The following is a 25,114-nucleotide window of genomic DNA, read 5'->3' on the forward strand; positions in this document are numbered from 1 at the left end:
TCACTGTATCGAGCGTGCATGCAAGGCGGTACTCGTATTGTTCGCTGCTGTGTTTGCTTGCTGCTATCGACCACGAGTCCTTTATTTTCAAGTCACGCCCGTCGCTACGGCGCAGGCGTGGTTAACTGCTTACTATCGGGAAGCCGCGATGATTGGCATAAAAAGCATAGCGAGTTACGTGCCCGTCGAGGGTGTGGACAACTACGCGCAAGGCGCCAGGTTCGGCAAGGATGAAGAATTCATTCTGGGCAAGATCGGCTCCACCTTTTTGCCGCGCAAGGATGCCGCGCAGGAAACCTCGGACCTGTGTGTCGAGGCGGTCAACGCCCTGTTGGCCAACAATCCCCAACTGACCCGTGAAAGCATCGATGTGCTGATTGTAGTCACCCAGAACGGTGACGAAGAGGGTTTGCCGCACACCGCGGCGATCGTCCAGGACAAACTGGGTTTATCGACCCGCGTTGCCGCTTTTGACATTTCTCTGGGCTGTTCGGGATATGTGTACGGCATTTATGCGATCAAAGGCTTCATGGAGGCGGCTGGCCTGAAAAATGGCTTACTGGTCACTGCCGATCCTTATTCCAAGATCGTCGACCCTGATGATCGAAACACAACAATGCTGTTTGGCGATGCAGCCACCGCTACCTGGATGGGCGAAGATGCGCCCTGGCAATTGGGTAAGGCCCGTTTCGGCACCGATGGCTCCGGCGCGCCGCACCTTAAGGTCAGTAACGGCGTGTTTTATATGAATGGCCGTCAGGTATTCAACTTCGCGCTGCTCAAGGTGCCCGCGCACTTGCATGAGCTGCTAGATGAGTCGGGCCTCAAGCCTGAGGATATCGATGCCTTTTGCATTCACCAAGGCAGCGCGGCGATTGTCGATGCCGTGGCGCGACGTTTCGAGGAGCAGCCTGAAAAGTTCGTCAAGGACATGGTCGAGACCGGCAACACTGTTTCATCCAGTATTCCGCTGCTGATTGAAAAGCACGTGCTGGGGTCAACCTGGCAGCGTGTTGCCCTGAGCGGTTTCGGTGTGGGGTTGTCCTGGGGGTCGGCGATCATCTATCGCGCCTGATACGTAATCTTGCCCTCTTTGCGCCCGACACTCGTTGATCGGGCGTTGTGCATTTGAATTCAGTGTTTTGCATCGATTGCCAACTGCATCGCGTTTTGTCCTGAGCCAGGGGCAATTCAATGGCTATCCTTACTGGTTGAGTGCTGCGATAACTTGTTGTTTTGACTGGCTTGTAGAGTGGTTTGTAAAAAAAATCAAAAAAGCCCTCAAGCAACCTGCCATGCCGACGATAACTATTACGAAGGTTCTCTAGGCACACCCGGCGCTCGCAGGGGCCGGAAGCCACGCAGCAATCAACCCACGAGGAATTCATCATGGCTTTAACAGTAAACACCAACGTTGCCTCCTTGAACGTGCAGAAGAACCTGGGCAAGGCTTCCGACGCGCTGTCGACCTCGATGACTCGTCTGTCTTCCGGTCTGAAAATCAACAGCGCCAAAGACGACGCCGCCGGTCTGCAAATTGCTACCCGTATGACTTCGCAGATTCGTGGTCAGACCATGGCGATCAAAAACGCCAACGACGGTATCTCCATCGCCCAGACCGCTGAAGGCGCGATGCAAGAGCAGACCAACATCCTGCAACGTATGCGTGAACTGGCCATCCAGGCGCGTAACGACAACAACGGCACTACCGATCGTGAAGCTCTGAACAAAGAGTTCGCGGCCATGTCCGACGAGCTGACTCGTATCGCTGAAAGTACCAACCTCAACGGCAAGAACCTGTTGGACGGTAGCGCTGCGACCATGACCTTCCAGGTCGGTTCCAACTCGGGCGCCAGCAACCAGATCACTCTGACCCTGAGCAGCTCGTTCGCTGCTTCGACTCTGGGTGTCAACTCGGCTGCCGTTGCGATCACCGGTTCTGACAGCACCACCGCTGAGGCGAGCTTCAACGCTGCTATCTCGGCTATCGACAGCGCTCTGAACACCATCAACGCCGCTCGTGCTGACCTCGGTGCTGCGCAAAACCGCTTGACCAGCACCATTTCCAACCTGCAGAACATCAACGAAAACGCTACTGCTGCTCTGGGGCGCGTACAAGATACTGACTTCGCTTCTGAAACTGCCCAGCTGACCAAGCAGCAGACTCTGCAGCAAGCATCGACTTCGGTTCTGGCCCAGGCCAACCAGTTGCCTTCCGCTGTACTGAAACTGCTCCAGTAATTCTGGGGTGAGCATAAGCGAGGGGTGCGGTCACGTACTTCCTCGCTTTTTTACTTTCTGAGGTAATAGACAATGGATATGGGCGTCAGGTTGAATTTGTCTTATCCGGCCGCTAAACCGGCGAGCGAGACTGTCGTGTTGGATAAGGTGGCTGTGAAACCTCCGGTTGTCGAGGCTGAGGCTTCGTCACAAGAGAGTAAAGGCTCGCAGCACGATGATGAAAAGGTCAAGGCCGCTGCTGCGCAGATCCAGCAGTTTCTTCAGTCGATCCAGAGAAATCTGGAGTTCTCGGTTGATGAGGATTCTGGCAGGGTAGTGGTCAAAGTAATTGCCAGTGACACCGGTTTGGTGGTTCGACAAATCCCCAATGAGGAAGTGTTGAAACTGGCTGAAAGCCTGAACGATGCCAATAGCACTTTGTTCAAGGCTGAGGCCTGATACGGCAACAGTACGGGTGGGTTTCTGGGCTTGCGCTGGGTCAGAGACCTTGTAACCTTCTGAAAGGAGATTGATATGGCATCCCCTATAACCTCAACGGGTATCGGTTCCGGGCTGAAGATCACCGAAATGGTGACCGCGTTGGCTGATGCTGAAAAGGCGGCCAAACAGAAGCAGATCACCACCCAAAGCACCAAAAACACGGCTTCGTTGACTGCGGTCGGTCAGTTGCAAGGCGCTCTGGCAGCCTTCACCTCGACGTTGAAAACGCTCGGCAGCACGACTGCGCCGGCATTCAATGGCTTCGCTGCAACCTCCTCCGATGAGAAGGGTGTCAAGGCTACAGCCGGAAGCAGTGCTGTTGCCGGGACTTACTCCATTGTGGTCCAGGAGCTTGCAACTGCGTCCAAGGTGACCACTGCTGCGCTGACTCCGGCGCAGGCGAGTGCTATTCCGAGTGGTGAACTGACCATCAGTCAAAATGGCATTGATACCAAGGTCAATATCACATCAACGACCTCGTTAGAGGAGGTGCGTAACCAGATCAATACCACGATGCAGGGCAAAGGCATCAGCGCCAACATTGTGAATGACGCGAGCGGTTCGCGGCTAGTATTCACCTCGACAACTACCGGCGCAGGTACCGATATTAGTGTCAAGGGTGACAGTGCCATGGGTACGTTGCTGGACATTGATGGCACCCAAAAAATGAGTGATAGCGCTACTGGTGCCGGGGCGATCACGGCAGTGGCCGGGGATGCGAAGTTCACGGTCGACGGTCTGGCGCTGACCAGTTCCAAGAACAGCGTCTCAAATGCTATTTCGGGTCTGACTCTGGAGCTGGTTGGCAAAAACCAGCCTTCGACAATCACGGTGGCAAGCAATACCGAGGGCTTGCAAGCCTCGATGCAAAGCTTTGTGGATTCTTTTAATACCTTGGTCAAGCTTGTCAGTACTCTGACCAAGGGTACGACGTCTTCTAATGGCACATTTGTCGCCGCGCCAATGACTGGGGATTCTGCGCCTCGCAGCATCCTTGAGGCTGTTCGCAAGGAAATTGCTTCGGCCACCGCTACAAGTGGCCTGGGTTCTCTCTCTCAGTTGGGTATTGCTACTCAACAGGCTGACGGTACCTTGTCTTTTGATACCACCAAATTCAAAGAGGCGGTCACCGACAAGCAGCTGGGCGGTCAGATGCAGGCTTTTTTCACTGGTGACGATAACAACAAGGGCTTCATCTCACGAATCGAAGACTCGTTGAAGCCCTTTACGGCAGCGAATGGTGTCCTGGCGCAGAAAAAGACCAGCCTGGACAAAATTACTGTTCGTCTTGAGGCGGATCAGGAGGCGCTGGATCGCCGGATTGAAACGCTGACTGCATCGCTTACCAAGAAGTACAACGCCATGGACCTGGTGGTTGCCCAGTTGAAAGCCACAGGTGAAAGTATTACCTCGATCTTTGAGGCGATGAATGCTCAGAAGAACGCGTCCTGATGGTGATGCGTTGACGAATACCCGGCCGTGTGCCGGGTTTTTGCCTTATGGCCTAAAGTTTATCGAGCGCGCGTCGATAGCTTGAATATACAAAGTTTGTCTTGCCCGCGAGGTCTCTCATGAATCCTATGCTAGCGTTGCGTCAATACCAGAAAATCGGCTCTCATGCCCAGACGTCCGAAGCCAGTCCTCACCGTTTGGTACAAATGCTGATGGAGGGCGGCCTGGACCGGATTGCCCAAGCCAAGGGTGCAATGGCGCGCAAGGATGTGGGCAACAAAGGAGTATTGATCGGCAAGGCCATCGCCATCATTGGCGGGCTGCGTGAGGGGCTGGATCTGGATAATTACGCCACTGATGCATTGCGCAATCAGGACAACCTTTATCACTACATGATGAAGCGTCTGGCCGAGGCTAACATCAAGAATGACCAGAAAATGCTTGATGAGGTAGCAGGTCTGCTGATCACTGTAAAAGAAGGCTGGGACGCCATCGGCACGATCAACTGATCTGCTTTCAGGAGTTATTCCCATGAGTGCTGCATTGCAACGTATCGAAGAAACCCAGGAAGCGCTGCTTGAGGCTCTGGCTGTGCGTAACTGGGAGGCGATTACCCAACTCGATCTGGCTTGTCGTGAGTGTGTCGAGACTGTGGTAGAGCACGCAGCGCCCGATGATGAGAAGTTGCGCGGCAAACTTGAGGAGTTGCTCGGGGTCTACCGGCAGTTGATTGACGTCGCGGTCGGCGAGCGTCAGGCAATCGTCGATGAGATGTCAGAGATTCAGCGAGCCAAAAACGCTACGAAGGTATACCATTTGTTCGGCTGAGTTGGATTGTCGGACACAAAACACGCCATAAATTTGACTGTGTCCGTTTTTTTGACTTAACTAGTGATGTTTTTCGTTTTCTGGCGTCAGATCAGTATTAAGAAGTGGCTGAGATGCCAAGCGGCTTGCCTGCGGGCAGGTTAAAGAGTTGACTAGGGAAGTTGCTATTGCATGTGGCGTGAAATCAAAATCCTGCTGATCGATGACGATAGCCAGCGCCGCCGTGATCTGGCGGTCATTCTCAATTTTCTCGGCGAAGAGAACATTTCCTGTTCCAGTCAGGACTGGCAGCAGGTGGTTGGCTCTCTTGGCTCTACCCGGGAAGTACTTTGCGTACTTATTGGCAGTGTCAGCGCTGCTGGGAGCTTGCAGGGACTTCTTAAGACCATCGCTGCATGGGATGAGTTCCTTCCCGTGTTGCTTTTTGGTGAGCACGCCCCTGTAGAGCTGCCAGAAGACCTGCGCCGCCGGGTGCTGTCGACTCTGGAAATGCCGCCTAGCTACAGCAAGCTGCTGGACGCCTTGCACCGTGCGCAGGTCTATCGCGAGATGTACGACCAGGCCCGTGAGCGTGGCCGTCATCGTGAGCCGAACCTGTTTCGCAGCCTGGTGGGCACCAGCCGCGCGATTCAGCATGTCCGGCAGATGATGCAGCAGGTCGCCGATACCGACGCCAGTGTGTTGATCCTGGGTGAGTCCGGCACCGGCAAGGAAGTGGTCGCACGCAACCTGCATTACCATTCCAAGCGCCGTGACGCGCCTTTCGTGCCGGTCAATTGCGGGGCGATTCCTGCCGAATTGCTTGAGAGCGAGTTGTTCGGTCATGAGAAGGGTGCGTTCACCGGGGCGATCACCAGCCGTGCCGGGCGCTTCGAGCTCGCCAATGGCGGTACGCTGTTCCTCGATGAAATTGGCGATATGCCGTTGCCGATGCAGGTCAAGCTGCTGCGCGTGCTTCAGGAGCGCACCTTCGAGCGGGTCGGCAGCAACAAGACTCAAAGTATCGACGTGCGCATTATTGCGGCGACGCACAAGAATCTTGAGAGCATGATCGAGACCGGTGCGTTCCGCGAGGACCTGTACTACCGTCTGAACGTGTTCCCGATCGAGATGGCGCCACTGCGCGAGCGTGTCGAAGATATTCCGCTGCTGATGAATGAGCTGATTTCGCGGATGGAGCACGAGAAGCGCGGCTCGATCCGCTTTAACTCGGCGGCGATCATGTCGCTGTGTCGCCATGGCTGGCCGGGTAACGTTCGTGAGCTGGCCAACCTGGTCGAGCGGATGGCGATCATGCATCCCTATGGTGTGATCGGGGTGTCGGAGTTGCCGAAGAAATTCCGCTATGTCGATGATGAAGACGAGCAGATGGTCGACAGTCTGCGCAGCGATCTGGAAGAGCGGGTGGCGATCAATTCCACCACGCCGAACTTCACTTCCACTGCCATGTTGCCGCCCGAAGGGCTGGATCTGAAAGACTACCTGGGTGGTCTGGAGCAGGGCTTGATCCAGCAGGCGCTGGATGATGCCAACGGTATCGTGGCGCGTGCTGCCGAGCGGCTGCGGATCCGGCGTACCACGCTGGTCGAGAAAATGCGTAAATATGGCATGAGTCGCCGCGATGGTGACGAACAGGCAGATGATTGACGCTTGGCTGTCCAGGCGTTGACCAAAACCTCCGCCAATGCGGAGGTTTTGTTTTTTATGCGCCTGAAAAGCCTGGGGCTTTCGCCGCTGCACCGGTCTTGTCAGGGTTTTCCAGCGGGTTAGGCACGGTGATTGCTAAGTCTCTTTTCAACAAGCCGTTTAATGACGGTTCGCCCTGCGAGAGAGAATTCGATGCCTCAGGCCTTGCACGTTTCTACCGATCTTTCTGTTCAGTCGGCGTTGTCGCCGGAGCTGGAGAGCCGTCAGGGGCTGGAACAGGCTTTTGCGCTGTTCAATCAAATGTCCTCACAGTTGACTGACTCCTACGGGCTGCTCGAATCGCGGGTCAACGAGCTCAAGGGCGAGTTGGCCGAAGCCGGTGTGCAGCGGATGCAGGAGCTGGCGGAAAAAGAGCGTCTGGCCAACCGCTTGCAGAATTTGCTGGATCTGCTGCCAGGTGGGGTGATCGTCATTGATGGCAGTGGGGTGGTATGCGAAGCCAACCCGGCGGCTGTCGAGCTCTTGGGCCAGCCGCTGGAAGGGGAGTTGTGGCGTCAGGTGATTAGCCGCTGCTTTGCGCCGCGTAGTGACGACGGGCATGAGGTCTCGCTGAAGGACGGCCGACGCTTGTCGATTGCCACCCGTTCGCTGGACGCTGAACCTGGCCAACTGGTGTTGCTTACCGACCTGACAGAGACCCGGCGCTTGCAGGACCAGTTGGCGCGTCATGAGCGTTTGTCGTCGCTGGGGCGCATGGTCGCTTCGCTGGCGCATCAGATTCGTACGCCGTTGTCAGCGGCCATGATCTATGCCAGCCACCTGAGTGAACAGGCGTTGCCGGTCGAGACTCAGCAGCGTTTCGCCGGGCGTCTCAAGGAGCGGTTGCATGAGCTGGAGCACCAGGTGCGGGACATGTTGGTGTTCGCTCGCGGTGAGTTGCCGCTGAATGATCGCCTGCCGCCTGCCGCGCTGTTCCAGGCCTTGCAGGCGGCGGCGCAGACCCATGTGAGTGAGGTTGCGGTGCGCTGGCAGTGCGATCCGGTGCCGGGTGAGTTGCTGTGCAATCGCGACACACTGGTCGGTGCCTTGCTTAATCTGATCGAGAACGCGGTGCAGGCCAGTGGCAGCACCGCGCAGTTGAAGATCCACCTCTACCGTAGGGGTGACATGCTGCGCTTGTGCATCAGTGATTGTGGTGCGGGTATGGATGCGGCGGCGCTGGCGCGGATTGGCGAGCCGTTCTACACCACCAAGACCACCGGCACCGGTCTGGGCCTGGCGGTGGTTTTTGCTGTGGCACGGGCTCATCAGGGCCGCGTTGATTATCGCTCCAGAGTCGGGCGCGGTACGTGCGCCATTGTTAGTCTGCCGCTGATTCCCGGCGGCGCTCAGGGAGAAGTTTGATGGCGGGCAAGGTATTGCTGGTCGAGGATGATCGTGCGCTGCGCGAGGCGCTGGCCGACACGCTGGAACTGGCAGGTCATCAATACCGTGCGGTAGCCAGTGCTGAAGATGCGCTCAGAGCGGTTGCGCAGGATGTATTTAGCCTGGTGGTCAGTGATGTGAACATGCCGGGTATGGATGGCCACCAGTTGCTCGCCGCGTTGCGCGAGCGGCATCCGCACCTGCCGGTGCTGTTGATGACCGCCCATGGCGCTGTGGAGCGTGCTGTGGACGCCATGCGTCAGGGCGCAGTGGATTATCTGGTCAAGCCCTTTGAACCGGGGGCGTTGCTGGCACTGGTGGCAAAGCATGCGCTGGGCAGTATTGGTCCTGCCGAGCATGACGGTCCGGTGGCCATCGAGCCTGCCAGTCAGCAACTGCTGGAACTGGCTGCCAGGGTGGCGAGAAGTGACTCTACGGTGCTGATCTCGGGCGAGTCGGGCACCGGTAAAGAGGTGCTGGCGCGCTTCATTCATTTGCAGTCACCGCGCGCTGCGAAACCCTTCATTGCCATCAACTGTGCGGCCATTCCGGACAATATGCTCGAAGCCACGCTGTTCGGGCACGAAAAGGGTTCGTTTACCGGGGCCATCGCGGCCCAGGCGGGCAAGTTCGAGCTGGCCGAAGGCGGCACCATTTTGCTCGATGAAATTTCCGAAATGCCTATGGGGCTGCAAGCCAAGCTGCTACGGGTATTGCAGGAGCGCGAAGTTGAACGGGTCGGGGCGCGTAAGCCGATCAGCCTGGATATTCGGGTGTTGGCGACGACCAACCGTGATCTGGCCGGTGAAGTGGCGGCCGGGCGGTTTCGCGAAGACCTGTTCTATCGTCTGTCGGTGTTCCCGCTGGCCTGGCAACCGTTGCGTCAGCGAACTGCCGATATTCTGCCGTTGGCCGAGCGCTTGCTGAGCAAGCATGTCAAAAAAATGAAGCACGCGCCGGTGCGGCTCTCTGAGGAGGCGCGCGCTTGTCTGGTGGCATACGCCTGGCCAGGCAATGTACGTGAACTGGACAACGCGTTGCAGCGTGCACTGATTCTGCAGCAGGGCGGGCTGATTCAGGCGCGCGATTTCTGCCTGGTCGGGCCAGTGACCTTCGCTGCCGAGCCGCCTGCACCTGCTGGCGCTTTGCCGGTGGTGGGCGCTGATTTGTCAGCGGGCGCCGAGGCGGTCGGTGCGCTGGGCGAAGACCTGCGCCGTCGTGAATTCCAGTTGATCATCGACACGTTGCGCAGTGAGCGTGGGCGGCGCAAAGAGGCTGCCGAGCGGCTGGGTATCAGCCCGCGTACCTTGCGTTACAAGCTGGCGCAGATGCGTGACGCGGGGATGGATGTCGAGGCTTATCTGTACGCTTCGTGAGAATGGTTTTTTATCGGTTTTGTTTGATGTTTATGTGATCCAGGTCAAATTGTCGATACAGTGCAATATCGCCGTGGCACTATGCACGGCATTGGGCGGTGTCGCTCATTCCGAACACTGTTTTGATGCAATAAAGCTTCTAGGTGGCTATTTGCCTGCATATTAGCTGGCACTCTTGTTGCTACGACTTGAGTATCGCTGTTGCAGTGTCAAAAAAATGCGGGCCTCACGAGAGATAATGTCCATGAGCCAAGGTGTTGAATTTAATCGCTTGATGTTGGATATGCGGGCCATGCAGATGGATGCCATGGCGGCGTCCAAGCCGGTCGGCAATGTGCCTGAGGTCGCTGGCAGTAACTTTGCCGACCTGCTGGGGCAGGCGATCAACAAGGTGGCCGATACCCAGGCAGCCTCCAGTCAGTTGTCCAATGCGTTCGAAATGGGCAAAAGCGGCGTGGACCTGACGGATGTGATGATTTCCTCGCAGAAGGCCAGCGTGTCCTTCCAGGCCTTGACCCAGGTGCGCAACAAGCTGGTGCAGGCCTACCAAGACATCATGCAGATGCCGGTTTAAGGGACGTACTGAGTCATGGCCGAAGCAGCATCTGATTCTGTCCCAGCGCGGGCGGGTAACCCGGACAAGAAGCCGCTGTTCGGCTTTGCTTTTCTGGAAAATCTTTCCGAAATGACCATGCTTCGTCAGGTCGGCCTCATGGTCGGTCTGGCAGCCAGCGTGGCCATCGGTTTTGCCGTTGTGCTCTGGTCTCAGCAACCCGACTACCGGCCGCTGTATGGCAGCCTGGCGGGTCTGGACAGCAAGCAGGTGATGGACACCCTGGGGGCGGCCAATATTCCTTACACCGTCGAGCCCAATTCCGGTGCTCTGCTGGTCAAGGCCGATGATCTGCAACGTGCCCGTATTCAGCTGGCCCAGGCCGGCGTCAGCCAGACCGATGCCAATATCGGCTTTGAGATTCTTGATAAGGATCAGGGGCTGGGTACCAGCCAGTTCATGGAAGCGACCCGCTATCGGCGTGGTCTAGAGGGTGAGCTGGCGCGAACCATTTCCTCGCTGAACAACGTCAAGGCGGCCCGTGTTCACCTGGCAATTCCGAAAAGCTCGGTGTTTGTCCGTGACGACCGTAAGCCGACCGCTTCGGTATTGGTCGAACTGTATCCGGGCCGTGCGCTGGAAGCCGGTCAGGTCGCCGCGATCGTCAATCTGGTCGCCACCAGCGTCCCTGAGCTGTCCAAATCACAGGTGACGGTGGTCGACCAGAAAGGCAACCTGTTGTCCGATCAGGCCGAGAACTCTGAGCTGACCATGGCCGGCAAGCAGTTCGACTACACCCGGCGCATGGAGAGCATGCTGACCCAGCGGGTGCAGAATATCCTGCAGCCGGTGCTGGGCAGTGATCGCTACAAGGCCGAGGTCTCGGCCATGGTTGATTTCAGTGCGGTGGAGTCTACCTCGGAAAGCTTCAATCCGGACCAGCCGGCCCTGCGCAGCGAGCAGTCGGTCAATGAGCAGCGCTCCAGCAGCACTGGCCCGCAAGGTGTGCCTGGTGCGCTGAGCAACCAGCCGCCAGGTCCTGCCACGGCACCGCAAAATGCGGCAGCCGGTGCCGGCGGTGCCGCGCCTGCGATTGCGGCGGGTCAGCCGCTGCTTGATGCCAATGGTCAGCAGGTCATGGACCCCGCCACCGGTCAGCCGGCGCTGGCGCCGTTCCCGACCGACAAGCGTTCGCAGTCGACCAAGAACTTCGAGCTCGACCGCTCCATCAGCCACACCAAGCAGCAGGCCGGTCGGGTTACCCGGTTGTCGGTCGCGGTGGTGGTCGATGACATGGTCAAGACCAACCCGGCCAACGGTGAAGTCACCCGGGCGCCCTGGAGCGCTGCCGACCTGGCCCGCTTTACCCGTCTGGTGCAGGACGCAGTGGGCTACGACGCCAGCCGCGGCGACAGCGTCAGTGTGATCAACGTACCGTTCTCCAGTGAGCGCGGCGAAGTACTGCCGGATATTCCGTTCTACACCCAGCCGTGGTTCTGGGACATTATCAAGCAGGCTGCCGGGGTGATTTTCATCCTGATCCTGGTGTTTGGTGTGCTGCGCCCGGTACTGAGCAACATCACCAACCCCAAGAGCAAGGAGTTGGGCGGCTTTGGTGGCGATGCCGAACTCGGTGGCATGGGCGGTCTGGATGGCGAACTGTCGAACGACCGGGTCAGCCTGGGTGGTCCGCAGAGCATCCTGCTGCCTAGCCCGACCGAGGGCTATGACGCGCAGTTGAATGCAATCAAGGGCTTGGTGGCCGAAGACCCGGGTCGTGTGGCTCAGGTCGTAAAAGAGTGGATTAACGCTGATGAATGACCGCGCCGTGGCTGTCAAGTTGACCCAGGTCGAAAAGGCCGCAGTTCTGTTGCTGTCGCTGGGCGAAACCGATGCCGCCCAGGTGTTGCGGCATATGGGGCCCAAAGAAGTGCAGAAAGTCGGCGTGGCCATGGCGCAAATGCGCAATGTGCACCGCGAGCAGGTCGAAGAGGTGATGAGCGAGTTCGTCGACACGGTCGGCGATCAGACCAGTCTCGGCGTTGGCTCCGATGGCTACATTCGCAAGATGCTGACCCAGGCGCTGGGCGAAGACAAGGCCAACGGCCTGATCGACCGCATCCTGCTCGGTGGCAACACCAGCGGTCTGGACAGCCTCAAGTGGATGGAGCCGCGTGCGGTGGCCGACGTCATTCGTTACGAGCACCCGCAGATTCAGGCCATCGTGGTGGCGTATCTGGACGCTGACCAGGCGGGTGAGGTGCTTGGCCACTTCGATCATAAAGTGCGTCTGGATATCATCCTGCGGGTGTCGTCGCTCAACACGGTGCAGCCGGCGGCACTCAAGGAACTCAACCAGATTCTCGAGAAGCAGTTCTCCGGCAATGCCAATACCTCCCGGACCACGCTGGGCGGCATCAAGCGTGCTGCGGACATCATGAACTTCCTCGACAGCTCCATCGAAGGCGCGCTCATGGATTCGATCCGCGAGGTCGACGAAGACCTGTCGACGCAGATCGAAGACCTTATGTTTGTCTTCAACAACCTGGCCGACGTCGACGACCGCGGCATTCAGGCACTGCTTCGCGAAGTGTCTTCCGATGTGCTGGTGCTGGCGCTCAAGGGTGCCGACGAGGCAATCAAGGAGAAGGTCTTCAAGAACATGTCCAAGCGTGCTGCCGAGCTGCTGCGCGACGACCTGGAGGCCAAAGGGCCGGTGCGGGTCAGCGATGTGGAGACCGCGCAGAAGGAAATCCTCACCATCGCCCGCCGAATGGCCGAAGCTGGCGAGATTGTGCTGGGTGGCAAAGGTGGCGAGGAAATGATCTAAGCCATGTCCAGCTCTGTAAAAGATTCGTTACCCAGTGATCTGATTCGCGCCAAGGATGTTCGTGACGCAGATGTCTGGGCCTTGCCCAGCTTTGACCCCTATGTGGAGCCCGAGCCGGAACCGGAGCCTGAGCCTGAACCGCTGGAGATGGAAGAGGTGCCGCTGGAGGAAGTCCAGCCACTGACGCTTGAAGAGCTGGAAAGCATTCGCCAGGAGGCCTGGAACGAAGGCTTCGCTACCGGCGAAAAAGAAGGTTTTCATAGTACCCGGATCAAGGTTCGCCAAGAGGCTGAAGTGGCTCTGGCGGCCAAGCTCGACAGCCTTGAACTGTTGATGAGCCAGTTGCTCGACCCTATCGCCGAGCAAGACACCCAGATTGAGAAGTCGCTGGTCCATTTGGTCGAGCATATCGCCCGCCAGGTCATTCAGCGCGAACTGCAAACCGACTCGCAGCAAATCGCCCATGTGTTGCGCGAAGCGTTGAAACTGCTGCCGATGGGCGCCAATAATCTGCGCATTTTTGTCAATCCGCAGGACTTTTCCGTGGTCAAGCTGCTGCGCGAGCGTCATGAAGAGAATTGGAAGATTCTTGAAGATGACGCGCTGATGCCCGGTGGCTGCCGCATTGAAACCGAGCACAGCCGGATCGATGCCAGTGTCGAGACCCGGATCAGTCAGGCGATTGCCCGCCTGTACGATCAGATGCATGAACAGGTCGCGCATCCGGCAGCGCCTGATCTGAGCATCGAACTGCCTGATGTTGAAGTGCCGCGCAGCAGTGATATCCCCGAGCAGCCGGTCGGCGCTGACTCGCTGGCGGCGGACGAAGAGCCGGGCCATGCGCCTTGAACGCCTGAGTTTCGCCAAGCGCCTGGGCGGTTACGCCAGCGCCATCGACCTGCCGACTCAGCCCGTGGTTGAAGGCCGTCTGCTGCGCATGGTCGGCCTGACCCTGGAAGCTGAAGGTTTGCGCGCAGCGATGGGCAGCCGCTGTGTGGTCATCAACGACGACAGTCACCATCCGGTCCAGGTGGATGCCGAAGTCATGGGTTTTGCCGGTGGCAAAGTGTTCCTGATGCCGGTGGGCAGTGTGGTCGGTATTGCGCCAGGTGCGCGGGTCGTGCCGCTGGCTGACACTGGCCGGCTGCCCATGGGCATGAGCATGCTGGGTCGGGTGCTTGACGGTGCCGGTCGCCCGCTCGACGGTCGCCCGCCGGTCAAGGCTGAAGACTGGGTGCCGATGGACGGCCCGACCATCAACCCGCTCAAGCGTGACCCGATCAGTCGGCCGCTGGATGTGGGCATTCGCTGCATCAACGGTTTGTTGACGGTAGGGCGTGGTCAGCGGCTGGGGCTGTTCGCCGGTACCGGGGTGGGCAAGAGTGTGTTGCTCGGCATGATGACCCGCTTTACTGAGGCCGACATCATTGTGGTCGGGCTGATCGGTGAACGGGGTCGGGAGGTGAAGGAATTCATCGAGCACATCCTTGGCGAAGAGGGGCTCAAGCGTTCTGTGGTGGTGGCCTCACCCGCCGATGATGCACCGTTGATGCGTTTGCGGGCGGCGATGTATTGCACCCGTATCGCGGAATACTTCCGCGATCGGGGCAAGAACGTGCTGCTGCTGATGGATTCATTGACCCGTTTTGCCCAGGCCCAGCGTGAAATCGCTCTCGCCATTGGCGAGCCGCCTGCGACCAAGGGCTACCCGCCATCGGTGTTTGCCCGTTTGCCCAAACTGGTGGAGCGTGCCGGTAATGCCGAGGCCGGTGGTGGTTCGATTACCGCGTTCTATACCGTGCTGTCTGAGGGTGATGATCAGCAGGACCCGATTGCCGACTCGGCCCGTGGCGTGCTGGACGGGCATATTGTGCTGTCACGGCGCCTGGCCGAAGAGGGGCACTACCCGGCCATCGATATCGAGGCCTCCATCAGCCGGGTCATGCCGGCGGTGGTCAGCCCTGACCATATGATGCGCGCGCAATACTTCAAGCAGTTGTGGTCCCGTTATCAGCAGACCCGTGACTTGATCAGCGTCGGTGCTTATGTGGCCGGCGGTGACCGGGAAACCGACCTGGCGATTCAGTTGCAGCCGGCACTGGTGCGCTTTCAGCGCCAGGGCCTGACCGAAAGCTTCAGCATGCAGGACAGTGAGGGTGCTTTGGCGGCGGTGTTCGGTCCGGCACCGGGCGGTTGATGAGCCATGGCACAGAGTCGTGCGGCGCGCCTGGCGCCGGTTGTGGAAATGGCCGAGTCGGCAGAGCGAACCGCGGCGCAGCGCCTTGGGCATGCCCAGGGGCAGGTCAATCTGGCGCACAGCAAGCTTGAGGAGCTGGAGCAGTTTCGCCTCAACTATCAGCAGCAATGGATCGACAAGGGCAACCATGGTGTTTCAGGTCAGTGGCTGATGAACTACCAGCGCTTTCTCAATCAGCTTGAAACTGCGATCGGCCAGCAGCGCAAGAGCCTCGCCTGGCATCAAGCCAACCTGGATCGGGCGCGCGGCGTCTGGCAGCAGGCCTATGCGCGGGTCGAAGGGTTGCGCAAGCTGGTGCAGCGCTACATTGATGAGGCGCGGGCGCTGGAAGACAAGCGTGAGCAGAAACTGCTCGATGAGCTGTCTCAGCGCTTGCCGCGTCACGAGATGTAGCGCCGATCATGGTCTAGTCTGTGTCTTATCATTGATGCAGCGCAGGAGTGGGTTATGACAGTCACTTGCGGTCTCTCGCCAGACGGTCGGCAAGTCACGCTGTTTATCGAGGGGAGGTTCGACTTCTCCTGCCATCAGGATTTTCGTGCCGCTTATGAAGCTTTTTCCGGCGAGCTGGATTATGTCGTGGACCTGCGCGGCACTCACTATCTGGACAGCTCGGCGCTGGGCATGCTGCTGTTGTTGCGCGACCATGCCGGTGGCGACCATGCGCAGGTACGGCTGATCAACTGCAGCAGCGACGTGGTCAAGATCCTGACCATCTCCAATTTCTCCAAACTGTTTACGCTAGGTTAAGTCTTGCAGTCTGTGGGGCAAGAGCTGCGGGTGCTGATTGCTGATGACAGTGCCAGTGACAGGCTGCTGTTATCGACCCTGATCAGTCGGCAGGGGCACCAGCCGCTGGTCGCTGCCAATGGTCAGGAGGCTGTGCAGCTGTATCGCGATCACCAGCCGCAGTTGGTACTGATGGATGCCCTGATGCCGGTCATGGACGGCTTCGAGGCCGCCCGTCAGATCAAGCAGATGGCCGGTCAGGCGCTGGTGCCAATCATCTTTCTGACCTCTCTGACCGAGGGGGAGGCGCTGGCCCGATGCCTGGATGCCGGCGGTGACGACTTTCTGGCGAAGCCCTTCAATCCTCTGGTGCTGGCCGCCAAGATCAATGCCATGAATCGACTGCGGCAACTGCAGGATACTGTGCTGCGCCAGCGCGACCTGATTGCCAGTCATCGTGAACATTTACTCAACGAACAGCGGGTGGCCAAGGCGGTATTTGACCAGGTGGCGCATTCCGGCTGTCTTGACGCATCGTGTATCCGTTATCTGCAGTCGCCTTATGCGCTGTTCAATGGCGACCTGATGCTGGCGGCCTATACACCGGCCGGGCACATGCATGTGTTTCTCGGCGACTTCACCGGGCATGGTTTGCCGGCAGCAGTAGGTGCCATGCCGCTGGCCGAGGTGTTCTACGGGATGACCGCCAAAGGCTACGAGCTGGCGGAAATCCTGCGGGAGATGAACGGCAAGCTCAAACGTATCCTGCCGGTAGACATGTTTTGTTGCGCCGCGCTGTTGTGCATCGATGCCGGTCAGCAGCAGGTCGAGCTATGGAATGGCGGGTTGCCTGACGGTTATCTGCTGCGCGCCGACAACGCCGGGTTTGTCCCGTTGCAGTCCCGGCACCTGCCGCTGGGCGTGTTGTCACCCAAGGCGTTCGAGGCGCATACCGAGGTTCACCCGTTGGGGGCCGGGGACCGGATCTTTCTGTTGTCTGATGGAGTGATCGACACCCGGGATGCTCAGGATCAGCTGTTTGGCTCGCAACGCCTGTGCGAAGTCCTGGCTGCCAATCGCGAGCCCGAGATGCTGATTCAGGAGATTCTCCAGGCGCTCAACGATTTTGGCGGCCGTGCCCGTGACGATGTCAGCATGCTGGAAATCAGTGCCGGGCATGGGGCGCTGCCGGCCACTGCATTGACTCAGGGCTGGTCCGACAGTGGTCTGGCGGAGCCGGTGGACTGGTCGGTGGCCTTCGAGTTTCGCGCTGCGACCCTCAAAGCGAGTAATCCGCTGCCTGGCGTGCTGCAACTGCTGCTGGAGCAGCGCGGCTTGCGTGAGCAGGCGGCCACGATTTACAGCGTGCTCACCGAGCTTTACAGCAATGCGTTGGAGCATGGCGTTCTCGGGCTGGATTCCACCCTCAAACAGGATGCGGCCGGTTTTGCCCGGTATTACGAGGCGCGCGCCAAGCGTCTGGCTGAGCTGCAAAACGGGTTCATCCGCCTGGAGTTGGTGCTTTGTTCTGCTGCGCAAGGCGGCAGGTTGCAGATTTGCATGCAGGACAGTGGCCAAGGTTTCGACGTCCAGGCGGTGCTGGCCAGGCTGCCGGATGATGCGGGCCTGCACGGTCGCGGGCTGCGCCTGATTCGCTCGTTGTGCCGGGATGCGCGATGGTCCGCCGATGGTTGTACGGTGCATGTGGAATTTGTCTGGGGGGCGATGGCATACTTGCCTTCGGGGTCTTGATCAAGGAGTGAGCAAGTGTCGTTCGTACAGATTGACTACGCGGTATTGAATACCTTGCAAGAGGTCATGGAAGACGAGTATCTGACGCTCATCGACGTCTTCCTGAGCGACTCCGAGCAGCGCCTGGCATTGCTTCGTCAGGCGGCGCGCAACCTGGCCGGCGGTACATCGCCTGATCTGACGGAACTGGGCCTGGCGGCGCACAGCTTCAAGGGCAGCAGCAGCAATATGGGCGCTCTGCGCTTGTCTGAATTGTGTCGTCAGCTCGAAGAGCAGGCCCGGCGTCAGGCGCTCGATGGCCTTGAAGAGCTTGTCAGCCTGATCGACAGCGAGTATCAGGCCATTCGCCAAGTGTTCAATGCCGAGCGACAAGTGCTGGTTGCTCAGACCTGAGTATTGCTCTGCTTGCTATCTCCCTTGTTAGTTTGGCCTGCATTTTGCTAATGCAATAGCATTGTGCTGCTTTATGTGGAGATCCCGATGCCCCTTGCTCCAGATGTGTTCCCCCAGGCGAATGTAGCGGCTCCGGCCAAGACCGGTGCCGTCAGTAATTCGTTCAAGCCTGCCGAAACCAGCAAGGCTGACGCCTCCAGCTTCTCTGATGTCTATGCGCAGCAGTCTCGCGACAAGCCTGCCGTCGAGCGCGATATACCGGCCAGGCCTGCTCGGGACAAGCCCGCTGCCGATAAAGACAAGGCGGTCGCAACCAAAGACAAGCCTGCTGCGGTCGGCAAAGACAAGCCGGATACGGCAGACAAGGCCAAGAGTGAGCCTGATCAGGTTGCCGGAAGCGGCAATTCGTTGCCAGTCCAGGCCAAGGGTCAGACCGCTGATGCTGATGATCAGAGTGCCGATCCGTCCGAGGCTGTCGAGCAACTGGTGGGGCTGCCGACGCTGATTCAGATTCCGGTTGAGGTCGCGGTTGACGCTCCGGTGTCGGCAGATGCGGCCATTGATGGCCTGCAGCAGTCCCAGCTCGCAGCGTCGCCGCTGGCAGCGGCGCCTGCGGCAACTTCTGCTGCTGTGGAAGAGGCGTTCAATCCGGAGGCTGACCCGCTTGACGGTCTGCATGCCTTGCAGTTTGCGCTTGAAAGTGCAGGCGGCAAGAGTCGTGCGGCTGCGCCGGTGGCGACTAATCAGGCCGGGCAGGCTCAGGCGAATCCGGACCTCAACGCCGACGACACTCGGGCGCAGAACGTTGTCAATAATCTGGCGAGCCTTAATGGTGACCCGGCAGCTCAGGATGGTTCTACCGAGAGCAGTGATCAGTCTTTTACTGCGGTGCTCGGTGATGGGCTTAAGGATGTAAAGAGCGCTGCCGGTGATACCCGGGTCGATAACTTTGCCGAACGTCTTGCCGCGTTGAGTCAGGCCGCCCAGCCGGCGCGGCCGGTGACTGCGCCGGTGGCTTCGCCATTGGGTCAGCCGTTGGCCATGCATCAGAGTGGCTGGACCGAGGGTATTGTCGATCGGGTCATGTACCTGTCGAGTCAGAATCTCAAGTCGGCAGAGATCAAGCTTGAGCCTGCGGAGCTGGGGCGTCTGGACATCCGTGTCAATATGGCGCCGGATCAACAGACCCAGGTGACCTTTGCCAGTGCGCATCTGGGCGTGCGCGATGCATTGGAGAGCCAGGTCGCGCGCCTGCGTGAGTCGTTCAGTCAGCAGGGCCTGGGTCAGGTTGACGTCAATGTCTCTGACCAGTCACAGCAACAAGCCCAGCAGCAGGCGCAGGAGCAGGCCAGTCGCGCGCAGCGTGGCGGGCGAGGGTCTATGGCGCAGGATGAAGTTGAGGATGAAGTGGCGCCGGCAGCGGTTGCTGCAGTGTCTCAGCCTGCCCAGCGGATTGTGGGTAGCAGCGAAATCGATTACTACGCCTGATCCGCAAAAAAGCGCGCCTGAAATTGCTCAGTGCGCGCTTTCCTTTGCTGTGCTCGCCACTCTGGCATAACACTTGCTCAAACTCTGTTACGTATCAACGAACCCCTTGAATACTGACGGATTATTGGCATGGCGAGTGACGCAGTTAAAGAGCCCGGCTCGAAAAGTAAACTCAAGCTCATCATTATCGGCGTTGTTGCCCTGTTGCTGGCGGTAGGCTTGTCGGCAGGCGCGACCTGGTTTCTCATGCACAAATCCGAGCCTAAGCCTGATCCGGCAGCGGCGGCTGCAGCGGCGAATGTCAAGCAGCCAGCGGTATTTGAAGCCATGACGCCGGCCTTTGTGGTCAACTTCAATGTCAATGGGCGCCAGCGCTATATGCAGGCCAGTATCACCATGCTCGCGCGTAATCCTGCCGACATGGAAGCACTGAAAGTGCATATGCCGACCATTCGCAATAATCTGGTCATGCTGTTCGCCGGTATCCCGTTCGAATCGCTGTCATCGCCGATCGGCCAGGAAATGTTGCGCCAGAAAGCCACGGCCAGCATTCAGGAAGTCGCTCAAAAAGAGCTGGGCAAGACTGTGATTGAGCAGCTGCTCTTCACCAACTTCGTATTGCAGTAGGACTCCAGGACATGGCCGTGCAAGACCTGCTGTCCCAGGATGAGATCGACGCGCTGCTGCACGGCGTGGACGATGGAATGGTCCAGACCGATAACGCAGTCGAGCCTGGCAGCGTCAAAAGTTATGACCTGACCAGCCAGGACCGGATCGTCCGGGGTCGCATGCCGACCCTGGAAATGATCAACGAGCGGTTCGCCCGTTACACCCGCATCAGCATGTTCAATCTGCTGCGCCGCTCGGCGGATGTTGCGGTGGGTGGCGTACAGGTAATGAAGTTCGGTGAGTACGTGCATTCGTTGTATGTGCCCACCAGCCTCAACCTGGCCAAGATCAAGCCGCTGCGCGGCACTGCCTTGTTCATTCTTGACGCCAAGCTGGTGTTCAAGCTGGTGGACAACTTCTTTGGCGGTGACGGGCGCCATGCCAAGATCGAGGGGCGTGAGTTCACGCCGACCGAACTGCGTGTGGTGCGTATGGTGCTCGATCAGGTATTTATCGACCTCAAGGAGGCCTGGCAGGCAATCATGGAGGTCAATTTCGAGTACATCAACTCGGAAGTGAACCCGGCCATGGCCAACATCGTCGGGCCCAGTGAAGCCGTCGTGATCTCGACCTTCCATATCGAACTCGATGGCGGTGGCGGCGACCTGCACGTGACCATGCCTTATTCGATGATCGAGCCGATCCGCGAGATGCTTGATGCCGGCTTTCAGTCTGATCTGGATGATCAGGATGAGCGCTGGATCAAGGCACTCAAGGAGGACGTGCTGGATGTATCGGTCCCGCTGACGACTACGGTTGCGCAGCGTCAGTTGCAGTTGCGCGACATCCTGCACATGCAGCCTGGCGATGTGATTCCTGTCGAGCTGCCCGAGGCGCTGGTCATGCGCGCCAACGGTGTGCCGTCATTCAAGGTCAAGCTCGGTTCGCACAAGGGCAATCTGGCCTTGCAGGTTATCGAACCGATAGAGCGGCGTTGACAGACCGTCGCGCCACAACCCAATTGCGTAATTGAATTACTGCCCGCAGAGGACAACCGATGGCTGATGAAAACGATATGACGTCTGCTGATGATCAGGCGTTGGCCGATGAGTGGGCTGCCGCGCTGAATGAAGCCGGCGAGGGAGGGCAGTCTGATATTGATGCGCTGCTGGCGGCTGATGAAGCGAGCCGCCCCAGCTCCAATCGTATGCCCATGGAAGAGTTTGGCAGTGTGCCCAAGAGCACTGCGCCGGTCACGCTCGATGGTCCGAACCTGGATGTGATCCTGGATATCCCGGTGTCGATTTCCATGGAAGTGGGCAGCACCGATATCAGCATTCGTAACCTGTTGCAGCTCAACCAGGGTTCGGTGATCGAGCTTGATCGCCTGGCGGGAGAGCCGCTGGATGTGCTGGTTAATGGCACCCTGATCGCCCATGGCGAGGTGGTGGTGGTCAATGAAAAGTTCGGCATTCGCCTGACTGACGTGATCAGTCCGAGTGAACGCATCAAGAAGCTGCGCTAAGTGAACCGCTGGTTGATGCTGTTGCTGGCTGCGCCTTTGGCTGTGCTGGCAGCCGAGCCGACAGCTCAGGCGGCTGCCCCGCAGGTGGGTAGCGCTCTGTCCGGTGGCTGGGGTGGGCAACTGTTGCAGTTATTACTGGGGCTGTTGCTGGTCATCGGGCTGATCTTTGTGCTGGCGTGGGTGATGCGTCGGGTTCAGGGGGCGTCGATCGGCAATCAGCAGGTTATCGAATTGGTTGGCTCCAGAGCTTTGGGGCCGCGTGACCGGCTGGTACTGGTTCAGGTGGGTAAGGAACAGATTTTATTGGGGATCACGCCTGGGCGTATCACGCCTCTGCATGTGCTCAATGAAAATGTTCAGGTGCCGGTTCGCGAGCCGGCCACTCCCGAGTTCGCCCAGCGCCTGCTGGAGCTCATGGGCAAGGATAAGGACAACAAGTGATGGGTGCCTTGCGTTGGCTGGTGGTGCTGTTGTTGGGGCTGGGAGCACCTGTGGCCCTGGCGGCCGATCCGTTGTCGATTCCGGCTATTACGCTGTCCAACGGGACTGACGGTCAGCAGGAGTATTCGGTCAGCTTGCAGATCTTGCTGATCATGACGGCGCTGAGTTTCATTCCGGCATTCGTCATGCTGATGACCAGTTTCACCCGGATCATCGTGGTGTTCTCGATTCTGCGCCAGGCTCTGGGCTTGCAGCAAACCCCATCGAACCAGATTCTGATTGGCATGGCGCTGTTTCTGACCATGTTCATCATGGCGCCGGTGTTTGATCGGGTGAACAACGATGCTCTGCAGCCTTATCTGGCTGAGACCCTTACTGCCCAGCAAGCGGTCGCCAAAGCCCAGGTGCCGATCAAGGACTTCATGCTGGCCCAGACCCGGACCAGCGACCTGGAACTGTTCATGCGTCTGTCCAAACGCACTGATATTCCTACACCGGATGCCGCGCCCCTGACCATCCTGGTGCCGGCATTTGTGATCTCTGAGCTCAAGACGGCGTTCCAGATCGGTTTCATGATCTTCATCCCGTTTCTGATCATCGACATGGTGGTGGCCAGTGTGCTGATGGCGATGGGTATGATGATGCTCTCGCCGCTGATCATCTCATTGCCATTCAAGATCATGCTGTTTGTGCTGGTTGATGGCTGGGCGTTGATTGTCGGTACTTTGGCTGGCAGTTTTGGCGGCGTATGAAGAGTCTGGTGGAGGCGTCGTTGTCATGACCCCTGAAGTCGCGGTCGATCTGTTTCGCGAGGCGTTGTGGTTGACCACCATGCTGGTGGCCATTCTGGTGGTGCCGAGCCTGATCTGCGGTCTTATCGTGGCCATATTTCAGGCGGCCACGCAAATCAACGAACAGACCCTGAGCTTTCTGCCGCGCCTGTTGGTGATGCTCATCACGCTGATTGTCACCGGTCCCTGGTTGTTGAAAGTGTTCATGGACTATGTCCTGAATCTGTTCAACAGCATTCCCACCTTGATCGGCTGAGGATCATGCAGCCATTGCTCATGCTGACCGACACCCAGATCAGCACGTGGGTGGCCAGTTTCATGCTGCCGTTGTTTCGTATTGTCGCTTTGCTGATGACCATGCCGATTATCGGCACGACGCTGGTGCCACGGCGTGTGCGCCTGTATTTAGCGGTCGCTATCACAGTGGTTGTAGCGCCGGTGCTGCCACCGGTTCCGGCTGTGCAGGCATTGGATCTCAGTGCGTTACTGCTGATTGGCGAGCAGGTAATCATCGGGGTTGGCATGGGGTTGTGCCTGCAGCTGTTCTTTCAAGTGTTCGTGATCGCCGGCCAGATCATCGCTACCCAGATGGGTATGGGCTTCGCCTCGATGGTTGACCCTGCCAACGGCGTATCTACAGCTGTGGTCGGGCAGTTCTTTACCATGCTGGTCACCCTGATGTTTCTGGCCATGAATGGCCACCTGGTGGTGCTGGAGGTTCTCATCGAGAGCTTCACTACGCTCCCGGTTGGCGGGGGCTTGCAGATCAACAGCTTCTGGGGGTTGGCCAATGGTCTGAGCTGGACGCTGGCAGCGGGGTTGCGTCTGGTTCTGCCAGCCATTGCCGCCTTGCTGATCATCAACATTGCGTTTGGCATCATGACTCGCGCCGCGCCGCAATTGAACATCTTCTCCATCGGTTTCCCGATGACTCTGGTGCTTGGTATGGTCATCTTGTGGATGAGCATGGCTGACATGCTGGGCCAGTATCAGCCAATGGCGGTCGAAGCCTTGCAGCAACTGCGAGATCTGGTGAGGGCGCGTTGAATGGCCGAGAGCGAGAGTGGTCAGGACAAGACAGAAGACCCCACGGAGAAGAAAATCCGTGACACCCGGGCTGAGGGGCAGATTGCCAGATCCAAGGAGCTGACCACGCTGGTTGTTACGCTTATGGGGGCGGTCGGGCTGTTGATATTTGGTGGCGGTATTGCCCAAATGATGCAGGAGTTGATGCGCGACAACTTCTCGATTTCTCGTGAAGCGCTCATGGACCCGACCTGGATGGGAACCATGCTTCTCAAGTCGGGAAAGTTCGCGATCATTGTCATGTTGCCGTTCATGGTCGCCATGCTGGTAGCGGCTCTGGTGGGGCCGATCCTGCTTGGTGGCTGGCTGTTCACGACCAAATCGCTGATGCCCAAATTCAGCCGGATGAATCCGTTGTCCGGCATCAAGCGCATGTTCTCGATGCATTCGCTGGTAGAGTTGCTCAAGTCGTTGGCGAAGTTTCTGATCATCCTTATCGTTGCGCTGGTGGTGATCGACGGCGACCGTGATGATCTGGTGGCTATCGCTTATGAGCCGCTTGAGCAGGCGATGATCCATAGTCTGCAAGTGGTGGGTTGGAGCACCTTGTGGATCGTGTCCGGGCTGTTCCTGATTGCGGCGGTGGATGTGCCGTTCCAGCTGTACGAGGCGCATAAAAAACTGCTGATGACCAAGCAGGAAGTGCGTGATGAGCACAAGAACAGTGATGGTAGTCCGGAAGTCAAACAGCGTATTCGCCAACTGCAGTTTCAGATGTCTCAGCGGCGGATGATGGCTGCAATTCCCGAGGCGGACGTGATCATTACCAACCCCACCCACTTTGCCGTAGCGCTCAAGTACGACCCTGAAAAGGGTGGGGCGCCGATGCTGCTGGCCAAAGGGGTGGATATGATTGCCCTGAAGATTCGTGAGATCGGTGCGCACAACCAGATCCTGATCCTGGAGTCGGCTGCCCTGGCGCGTTCGATTTACTACAGCACCGAGCTGGAAGAAGAGATTCCGGCCGGTCTGTATCTTGCTGTGGCGCAGGTGCTGGCCTATGTCTTTCAGATTCGTCAATTCCATGCCGGGCGCGCCAAGCGTCCGGATCCTTTGGGCGATCTTCCCATTCCGCCCGATCTGCAGCGCGACTCCTGATGACGATTTCTGCGTCGACGATGGGTGGTTTTATCGACGCGGTTGTGGCGGCAAAGTTGGACGGTTTCTTGCAATAGGCCAGTGCATGGCGCGTGGGGCGTCAAAGTTTTGGT

Annotated in this window: 27 protein-coding genes; all 27 read left to right on the forward strand. The window is 58.4% G+C overall.

What is annotated here, in order from left to right:
• Window positions 1–148: 148 nt before the first annotated feature.
• The 27 genes from PSCI_RS17470 to flhB all read left to right on the forward strand — a co-directional run bounded on the left by PSCI_RS17470 (window position 149) and on the right by flhB (window position 25,001).
• Window positions 149–1,075 carry a ketoacyl-ACP synthase III gene (locus tag PSCI_RS17470; protein ID WP_045489405.1) on the forward strand — a complete coding sequence of 309 codons (927 nt, stop codon included), beginning with the start codon at window positions 149–151 and terminating at the stop codon, window positions 1,073–1,075.
• Window positions 1,076–1,389: 314 nt separating this feature from the next.
• Window positions 1,390–2,241: a flagellin domain-containing protein gene (locus tag PSCI_RS17475; protein WP_045489407.1), complete on the forward strand. Its 852-nt coding sequence runs from the start codon at window positions 1,390–1,392 to the stop codon at window positions 2,239–2,241.
• A gap of 72 nt (window positions 2,242–2,313) precedes the next feature.
• A complete protein-coding gene (locus tag PSCI_RS17480; RefSeq protein ID WP_045489410.1) occupies window positions 2,314–2,679 on the forward strand; it encodes a flagellar protein FlaG in 366 nt (121 codons plus the stop codon).
• A 75-nt stretch (window positions 2,680–2,754) separates the two neighbouring features.
• Entirely contained in the window at window positions 2,755–4,173 is a 1,419-nt protein-coding gene (gene fliD / locus PSCI_RS17485) for a flagellar filament capping protein FliD (protein WP_045489413.1), read from the forward strand.
• 119 nt (window positions 4,174–4,292) lie between these two features.
• Complete coding sequence (gene fliS / locus PSCI_RS17490; RefSeq protein WP_045489416.1) at window positions 4,293–4,682, forward strand: flagellar export chaperone FliS; 390 nt, start codon at window positions 4,293–4,295, stop codon at window positions 4,680–4,682.
• Between the two features lie 22 nt (window positions 4,683–4,704).
• Window positions 4,705–5,001 (forward strand): flagellar protein FliT, encoded by a 297-nt coding sequence (locus PSCI_RS17495; RefSeq protein ID WP_045489418.1) that lies wholly within the window; start codon window positions 4,705–4,707, stop codon window positions 4,999–5,001.
• Window positions 5,002–5,172: 171 nt separating this feature from the next.
• The gene (fleQ, locus tag PSCI_RS17500; RefSeq protein ID WP_045489420.1) at window positions 5,173–6,648 is read left to right on the forward strand and encodes a transcriptional regulator FleQ; all 1,476 of its coding nucleotides are present in this window, start codon (window positions 5,173–5,175) and stop codon (window positions 6,646–6,648) included.
• A gap of 192 nt (window positions 6,649–6,840) precedes the next feature.
• Window positions 6,841–8,052: a sensor histidine kinase gene (locus PSCI_RS17505; protein ID WP_045489423.1), complete on the forward strand. Its 1,212-nt coding sequence runs from the start codon at window positions 6,841–6,843 to the stop codon at window positions 8,050–8,052.
• Entirely contained in the window at window positions 8,052–9,449 is a 1,398-nt protein-coding gene (locus tag PSCI_RS17510) for a sigma-54-dependent transcriptional regulator (protein ID WP_045489426.1), read from the forward strand. Before PSCI_RS17505 ends, PSCI_RS17510 begins: the two co-directional genes overlap by 1 nt.
• 244 nt (window positions 9,450–9,693) lie before the next feature.
• Entirely contained in the window at window positions 9,694–10,023 is a 330-nt protein-coding gene (fliE, locus tag PSCI_RS17515) for a flagellar hook-basal body complex protein FliE (protein ID WP_045494508.1), read from the forward strand.
• Window positions 10,024–10,038: 15 nt separating this feature from the next.
• The gene (fliF, locus tag PSCI_RS17520; RefSeq protein ID WP_045489428.1) at window positions 10,039–11,823 is read left to right on the forward strand and encodes a flagellar basal-body MS-ring/collar protein FliF; all 1,785 of its coding nucleotides are present in this window, start codon (window positions 10,039–10,041) and stop codon (window positions 11,821–11,823) included.
• A complete protein-coding gene (fliG, locus tag PSCI_RS17525) occupies window positions 11,816–12,832 on the forward strand; it encodes a flagellar motor switch protein FliG (RefSeq protein WP_045489430.1) in 1,017 nt (338 codons plus the stop codon). Before fliF ends, fliG begins: the two co-directional genes overlap by 8 nt.
• 3 nt (window positions 12,833–12,835) lie before the next feature.
• A complete protein-coding gene (gene fliH, locus PSCI_RS17530; RefSeq protein WP_045489433.1) occupies window positions 12,836–13,681 on the forward strand; it encodes a flagellar assembly protein FliH in 846 nt (281 codons plus the stop codon).
• Window positions 13,671–15,029, forward strand: coding sequence for a flagellar protein export ATPase FliI (gene fliI, locus PSCI_RS17535; RefSeq protein WP_045489436.1), 1,359 nt, complete (start codon window positions 13,671–13,673; stop codon window positions 15,027–15,029). The genes fliH and fliI overlap by 11 nt, the downstream gene beginning before the upstream one ends.
• A 6-nt stretch (window positions 15,030–15,035) precedes the next feature.
• Entirely contained in the window at window positions 15,036–15,482 is a 447-nt protein-coding gene (gene fliJ, locus PSCI_RS17540; protein ID WP_045489438.1) for a flagellar export protein FliJ, read from the forward strand.
• 54 nt (window positions 15,483–15,536) lie between these two features.
• Window positions 15,537–15,839: an STAS domain-containing protein gene (locus PSCI_RS17545; protein WP_045489440.1), complete on the forward strand. Its 303-nt coding sequence runs from the start codon at window positions 15,537–15,539 to the stop codon at window positions 15,837–15,839.
• Window positions 15,840–15,842: 3 nt separating this feature from the next.
• Window positions 15,843–17,570, forward strand: coding sequence for an ATP-binding SpoIIE family protein phosphatase (locus tag PSCI_RS17550; protein ID WP_045489442.1), 1,728 nt, complete (start codon window positions 15,843–15,845; stop codon window positions 17,568–17,570).
• A gap of 66 nt (window positions 17,571–17,636) precedes the next feature.
• On the forward strand, window positions 17,637–17,963 hold the full coding sequence (locus tag PSCI_RS17555) for an Hpt domain-containing protein (RefSeq protein WP_045494511.1): 327 nt from the start codon (window positions 17,637–17,639) through the stop codon (window positions 17,961–17,963).
• Window positions 17,964–18,050: 87 nt separating this feature from the next.
• Window positions 18,051–19,451, forward strand: a complete 1,401-nt coding sequence (locus PSCI_RS17560) for a flagellar hook-length control protein FliK (RefSeq protein ID WP_045489445.1) — start codon at window positions 18,051–18,053, stop codon at window positions 19,449–19,451.
• 129 nt (window positions 19,452–19,580) lie between these two features.
• Entirely contained in the window at window positions 19,581–20,078 is a 498-nt protein-coding gene (gene fliL / locus PSCI_RS17565) for a flagellar basal body-associated protein FliL (protein WP_045489448.1), read from the forward strand.
• Window positions 20,079–20,089: 11 nt separating this feature from the next.
• Entirely contained in the window at window positions 20,090–21,058 is a 969-nt protein-coding gene (fliM, locus tag PSCI_RS17570) for a flagellar motor switch protein FliM (protein ID WP_045489451.1), read from the forward strand.
• Between the two features lie 59 nt (window positions 21,059–21,117).
• Complete coding sequence (fliN, locus tag PSCI_RS17575) at window positions 21,118–21,585, forward strand: flagellar motor switch protein FliN (RefSeq protein WP_045489454.1); 468 nt, start codon at window positions 21,118–21,120, stop codon at window positions 21,583–21,585.
• Entirely contained in the window at window positions 21,586–22,026 is a 441-nt protein-coding gene (gene fliO / locus PSCI_RS17580; RefSeq protein ID WP_045489457.1) for a flagellar biosynthetic protein FliO, read from the forward strand.
• Window positions 22,026–22,778, forward strand: coding sequence for a flagellar type III secretion system pore protein FliP (gene fliP / locus PSCI_RS17585; RefSeq protein WP_045489461.1), 753 nt, complete (start codon window positions 22,026–22,028; stop codon window positions 22,776–22,778). Before fliO ends, fliP begins: the two co-directional genes overlap by 1 nt.
• A 25-nt stretch (window positions 22,779–22,803) precedes the next feature.
• The gene (fliQ, locus tag PSCI_RS17590; protein ID WP_045489464.1) at window positions 22,804–23,073 is read left to right on the forward strand and encodes a flagellar biosynthesis protein FliQ; all 270 of its coding nucleotides are present in this window, start codon (window positions 22,804–22,806) and stop codon (window positions 23,071–23,073) included.
• A 5-nt stretch (window positions 23,074–23,078) separates the two neighbouring features.
• Window positions 23,079–23,864, forward strand: a complete 786-nt coding sequence (gene fliR / locus PSCI_RS17595) for a flagellar biosynthetic protein FliR (protein WP_045489467.1) — start codon at window positions 23,079–23,081, stop codon at window positions 23,862–23,864.
• Entirely contained in the window at window positions 23,865–25,001 is a 1,137-nt protein-coding gene (gene flhB, locus PSCI_RS17600; protein WP_045489470.1) for a flagellar biosynthesis protein FlhB, read from the forward strand.
• Window positions 25,002–25,114: the final 113 nt, after the last annotated feature.

This window comes from Pseudomonas sp. StFLB209, from assembly GCF_000829415.1.
Taxonomy (GTDB): Bacteria; Pseudomonadota; Gammaproteobacteria; order Pseudomonadales; family Pseudomonadaceae; genus Aquipseudomonas.

Bases quoted from the DNA above. Each gene is read 5' to 3' on its own strand.
- PSCI_RS17470 (WP_045489405.1), top strand. From the start codon at position 149: ATGATTGGCATAAAAAGCATAGCGAGTTACGTGCCCGTCGAGGGTGTG.
- PSCI_RS17475 (WP_045489407.1), top strand. From the start codon at position 1,390: ATGGCTTTAACAGTAAACACCAACGTTGCCTCCTTGAACGTGCAGAAG.
- PSCI_RS17480 (WP_045489410.1), top strand. From the start codon at position 2,314: ATGGATATGGGCGTCAGGTTGAATTTGTCTTATCCGGCCGCTAAACCG.
- fliD (WP_045489413.1), top strand. From the start codon at position 2,755: ATGGCATCCCCTATAACCTCAACGGGTATCGGTTCCGGGCTGAAGATC.
- fliS (WP_045489416.1), top strand. From the start codon at position 4,293: ATGAATCCTATGCTAGCGTTGCGTCAATACCAGAAAATCGGCTCTCAT.
- PSCI_RS17495 (WP_045489418.1), top strand. From the start codon at position 4,705: ATGAGTGCTGCATTGCAACGTATCGAAGAAACCCAGGAAGCGCTGCTT.
- fleQ (WP_045489420.1), top strand. From the start codon at position 5,173: ATGTGGCGTGAAATCAAAATCCTGCTGATCGATGACGATAGCCAGCGC.
- PSCI_RS17505 (WP_045489423.1), top strand. From the start codon at position 6,841: ATGCCTCAGGCCTTGCACGTTTCTACCGATCTTTCTGTTCAGTCGGCG.
- PSCI_RS17510 (WP_045489426.1), top strand. From the start codon at position 8,052: ATGGCGGGCAAGGTATTGCTGGTCGAGGATGATCGTGCGCTGCGCGAG.
- fliE (WP_045494508.1), top strand. From the start codon at position 9,694: ATGAGCCAAGGTGTTGAATTTAATCGCTTGATGTTGGATATGCGGGCC.
- fliF (WP_045489428.1), top strand. From the start codon at position 10,039: ATGGCCGAAGCAGCATCTGATTCTGTCCCAGCGCGGGCGGGTAACCCG.
- fliG (WP_045489430.1), top strand. From the start codon at position 11,816: ATGAATGACCGCGCCGTGGCTGTCAAGTTGACCCAGGTCGAAAAGGCC.
- fliH (WP_045489433.1), top strand. From the start codon at position 12,836: ATGTCCAGCTCTGTAAAAGATTCGTTACCCAGTGATCTGATTCGCGCC.
- fliI (WP_045489436.1), top strand. From the start codon at position 13,671: ATGCGCCTTGAACGCCTGAGTTTCGCCAAGCGCCTGGGCGGTTACGCC.
- fliJ (WP_045489438.1), top strand. From the start codon at position 15,036: ATGGCACAGAGTCGTGCGGCGCGCCTGGCGCCGGTTGTGGAAATGGCC.
- PSCI_RS17545 (WP_045489440.1), top strand. From the start codon at position 15,537: ATGACAGTCACTTGCGGTCTCTCGCCAGACGGTCGGCAAGTCACGCTG.
- PSCI_RS17555 (WP_045494511.1), top strand. From the start codon at position 17,637: ATGGAAGACGAGTATCTGACGCTCATCGACGTCTTCCTGAGCGACTCC.
- PSCI_RS17560 (WP_045489445.1), top strand. From the start codon at position 18,051: ATGCCCCTTGCTCCAGATGTGTTCCCCCAGGCGAATGTAGCGGCTCCG.
- fliL (WP_045489448.1), top strand. From the start codon at position 19,581: ATGGCGAGTGACGCAGTTAAAGAGCCCGGCTCGAAAAGTAAACTCAAG.
- fliM (WP_045489451.1), top strand. From the start codon at position 20,090: ATGGCCGTGCAAGACCTGCTGTCCCAGGATGAGATCGACGCGCTGCTG.
- fliN (WP_045489454.1), top strand. From the start codon at position 21,118: ATGGCTGATGAAAACGATATGACGTCTGCTGATGATCAGGCGTTGGCC.
- fliP (WP_045489461.1), top strand. From the start codon at position 22,026: ATGGGTGCCTTGCGTTGGCTGGTGGTGCTGTTGTTGGGGCTGGGAGCA.
- fliQ (WP_045489464.1), top strand. From the start codon at position 22,804: ATGACCCCTGAAGTCGCGGTCGATCTGTTTCGCGAGGCGTTGTGGTTG.
- fliR (WP_045489467.1), top strand. From the start codon at position 23,079: ATGCAGCCATTGCTCATGCTGACCGACACCCAGATCAGCACGTGGGTG.
- flhB (WP_045489470.1), top strand. From the start codon at position 23,865: ATGGCCGAGAGCGAGAGTGGTCAGGACAAGACAGAAGACCCCACGGAG.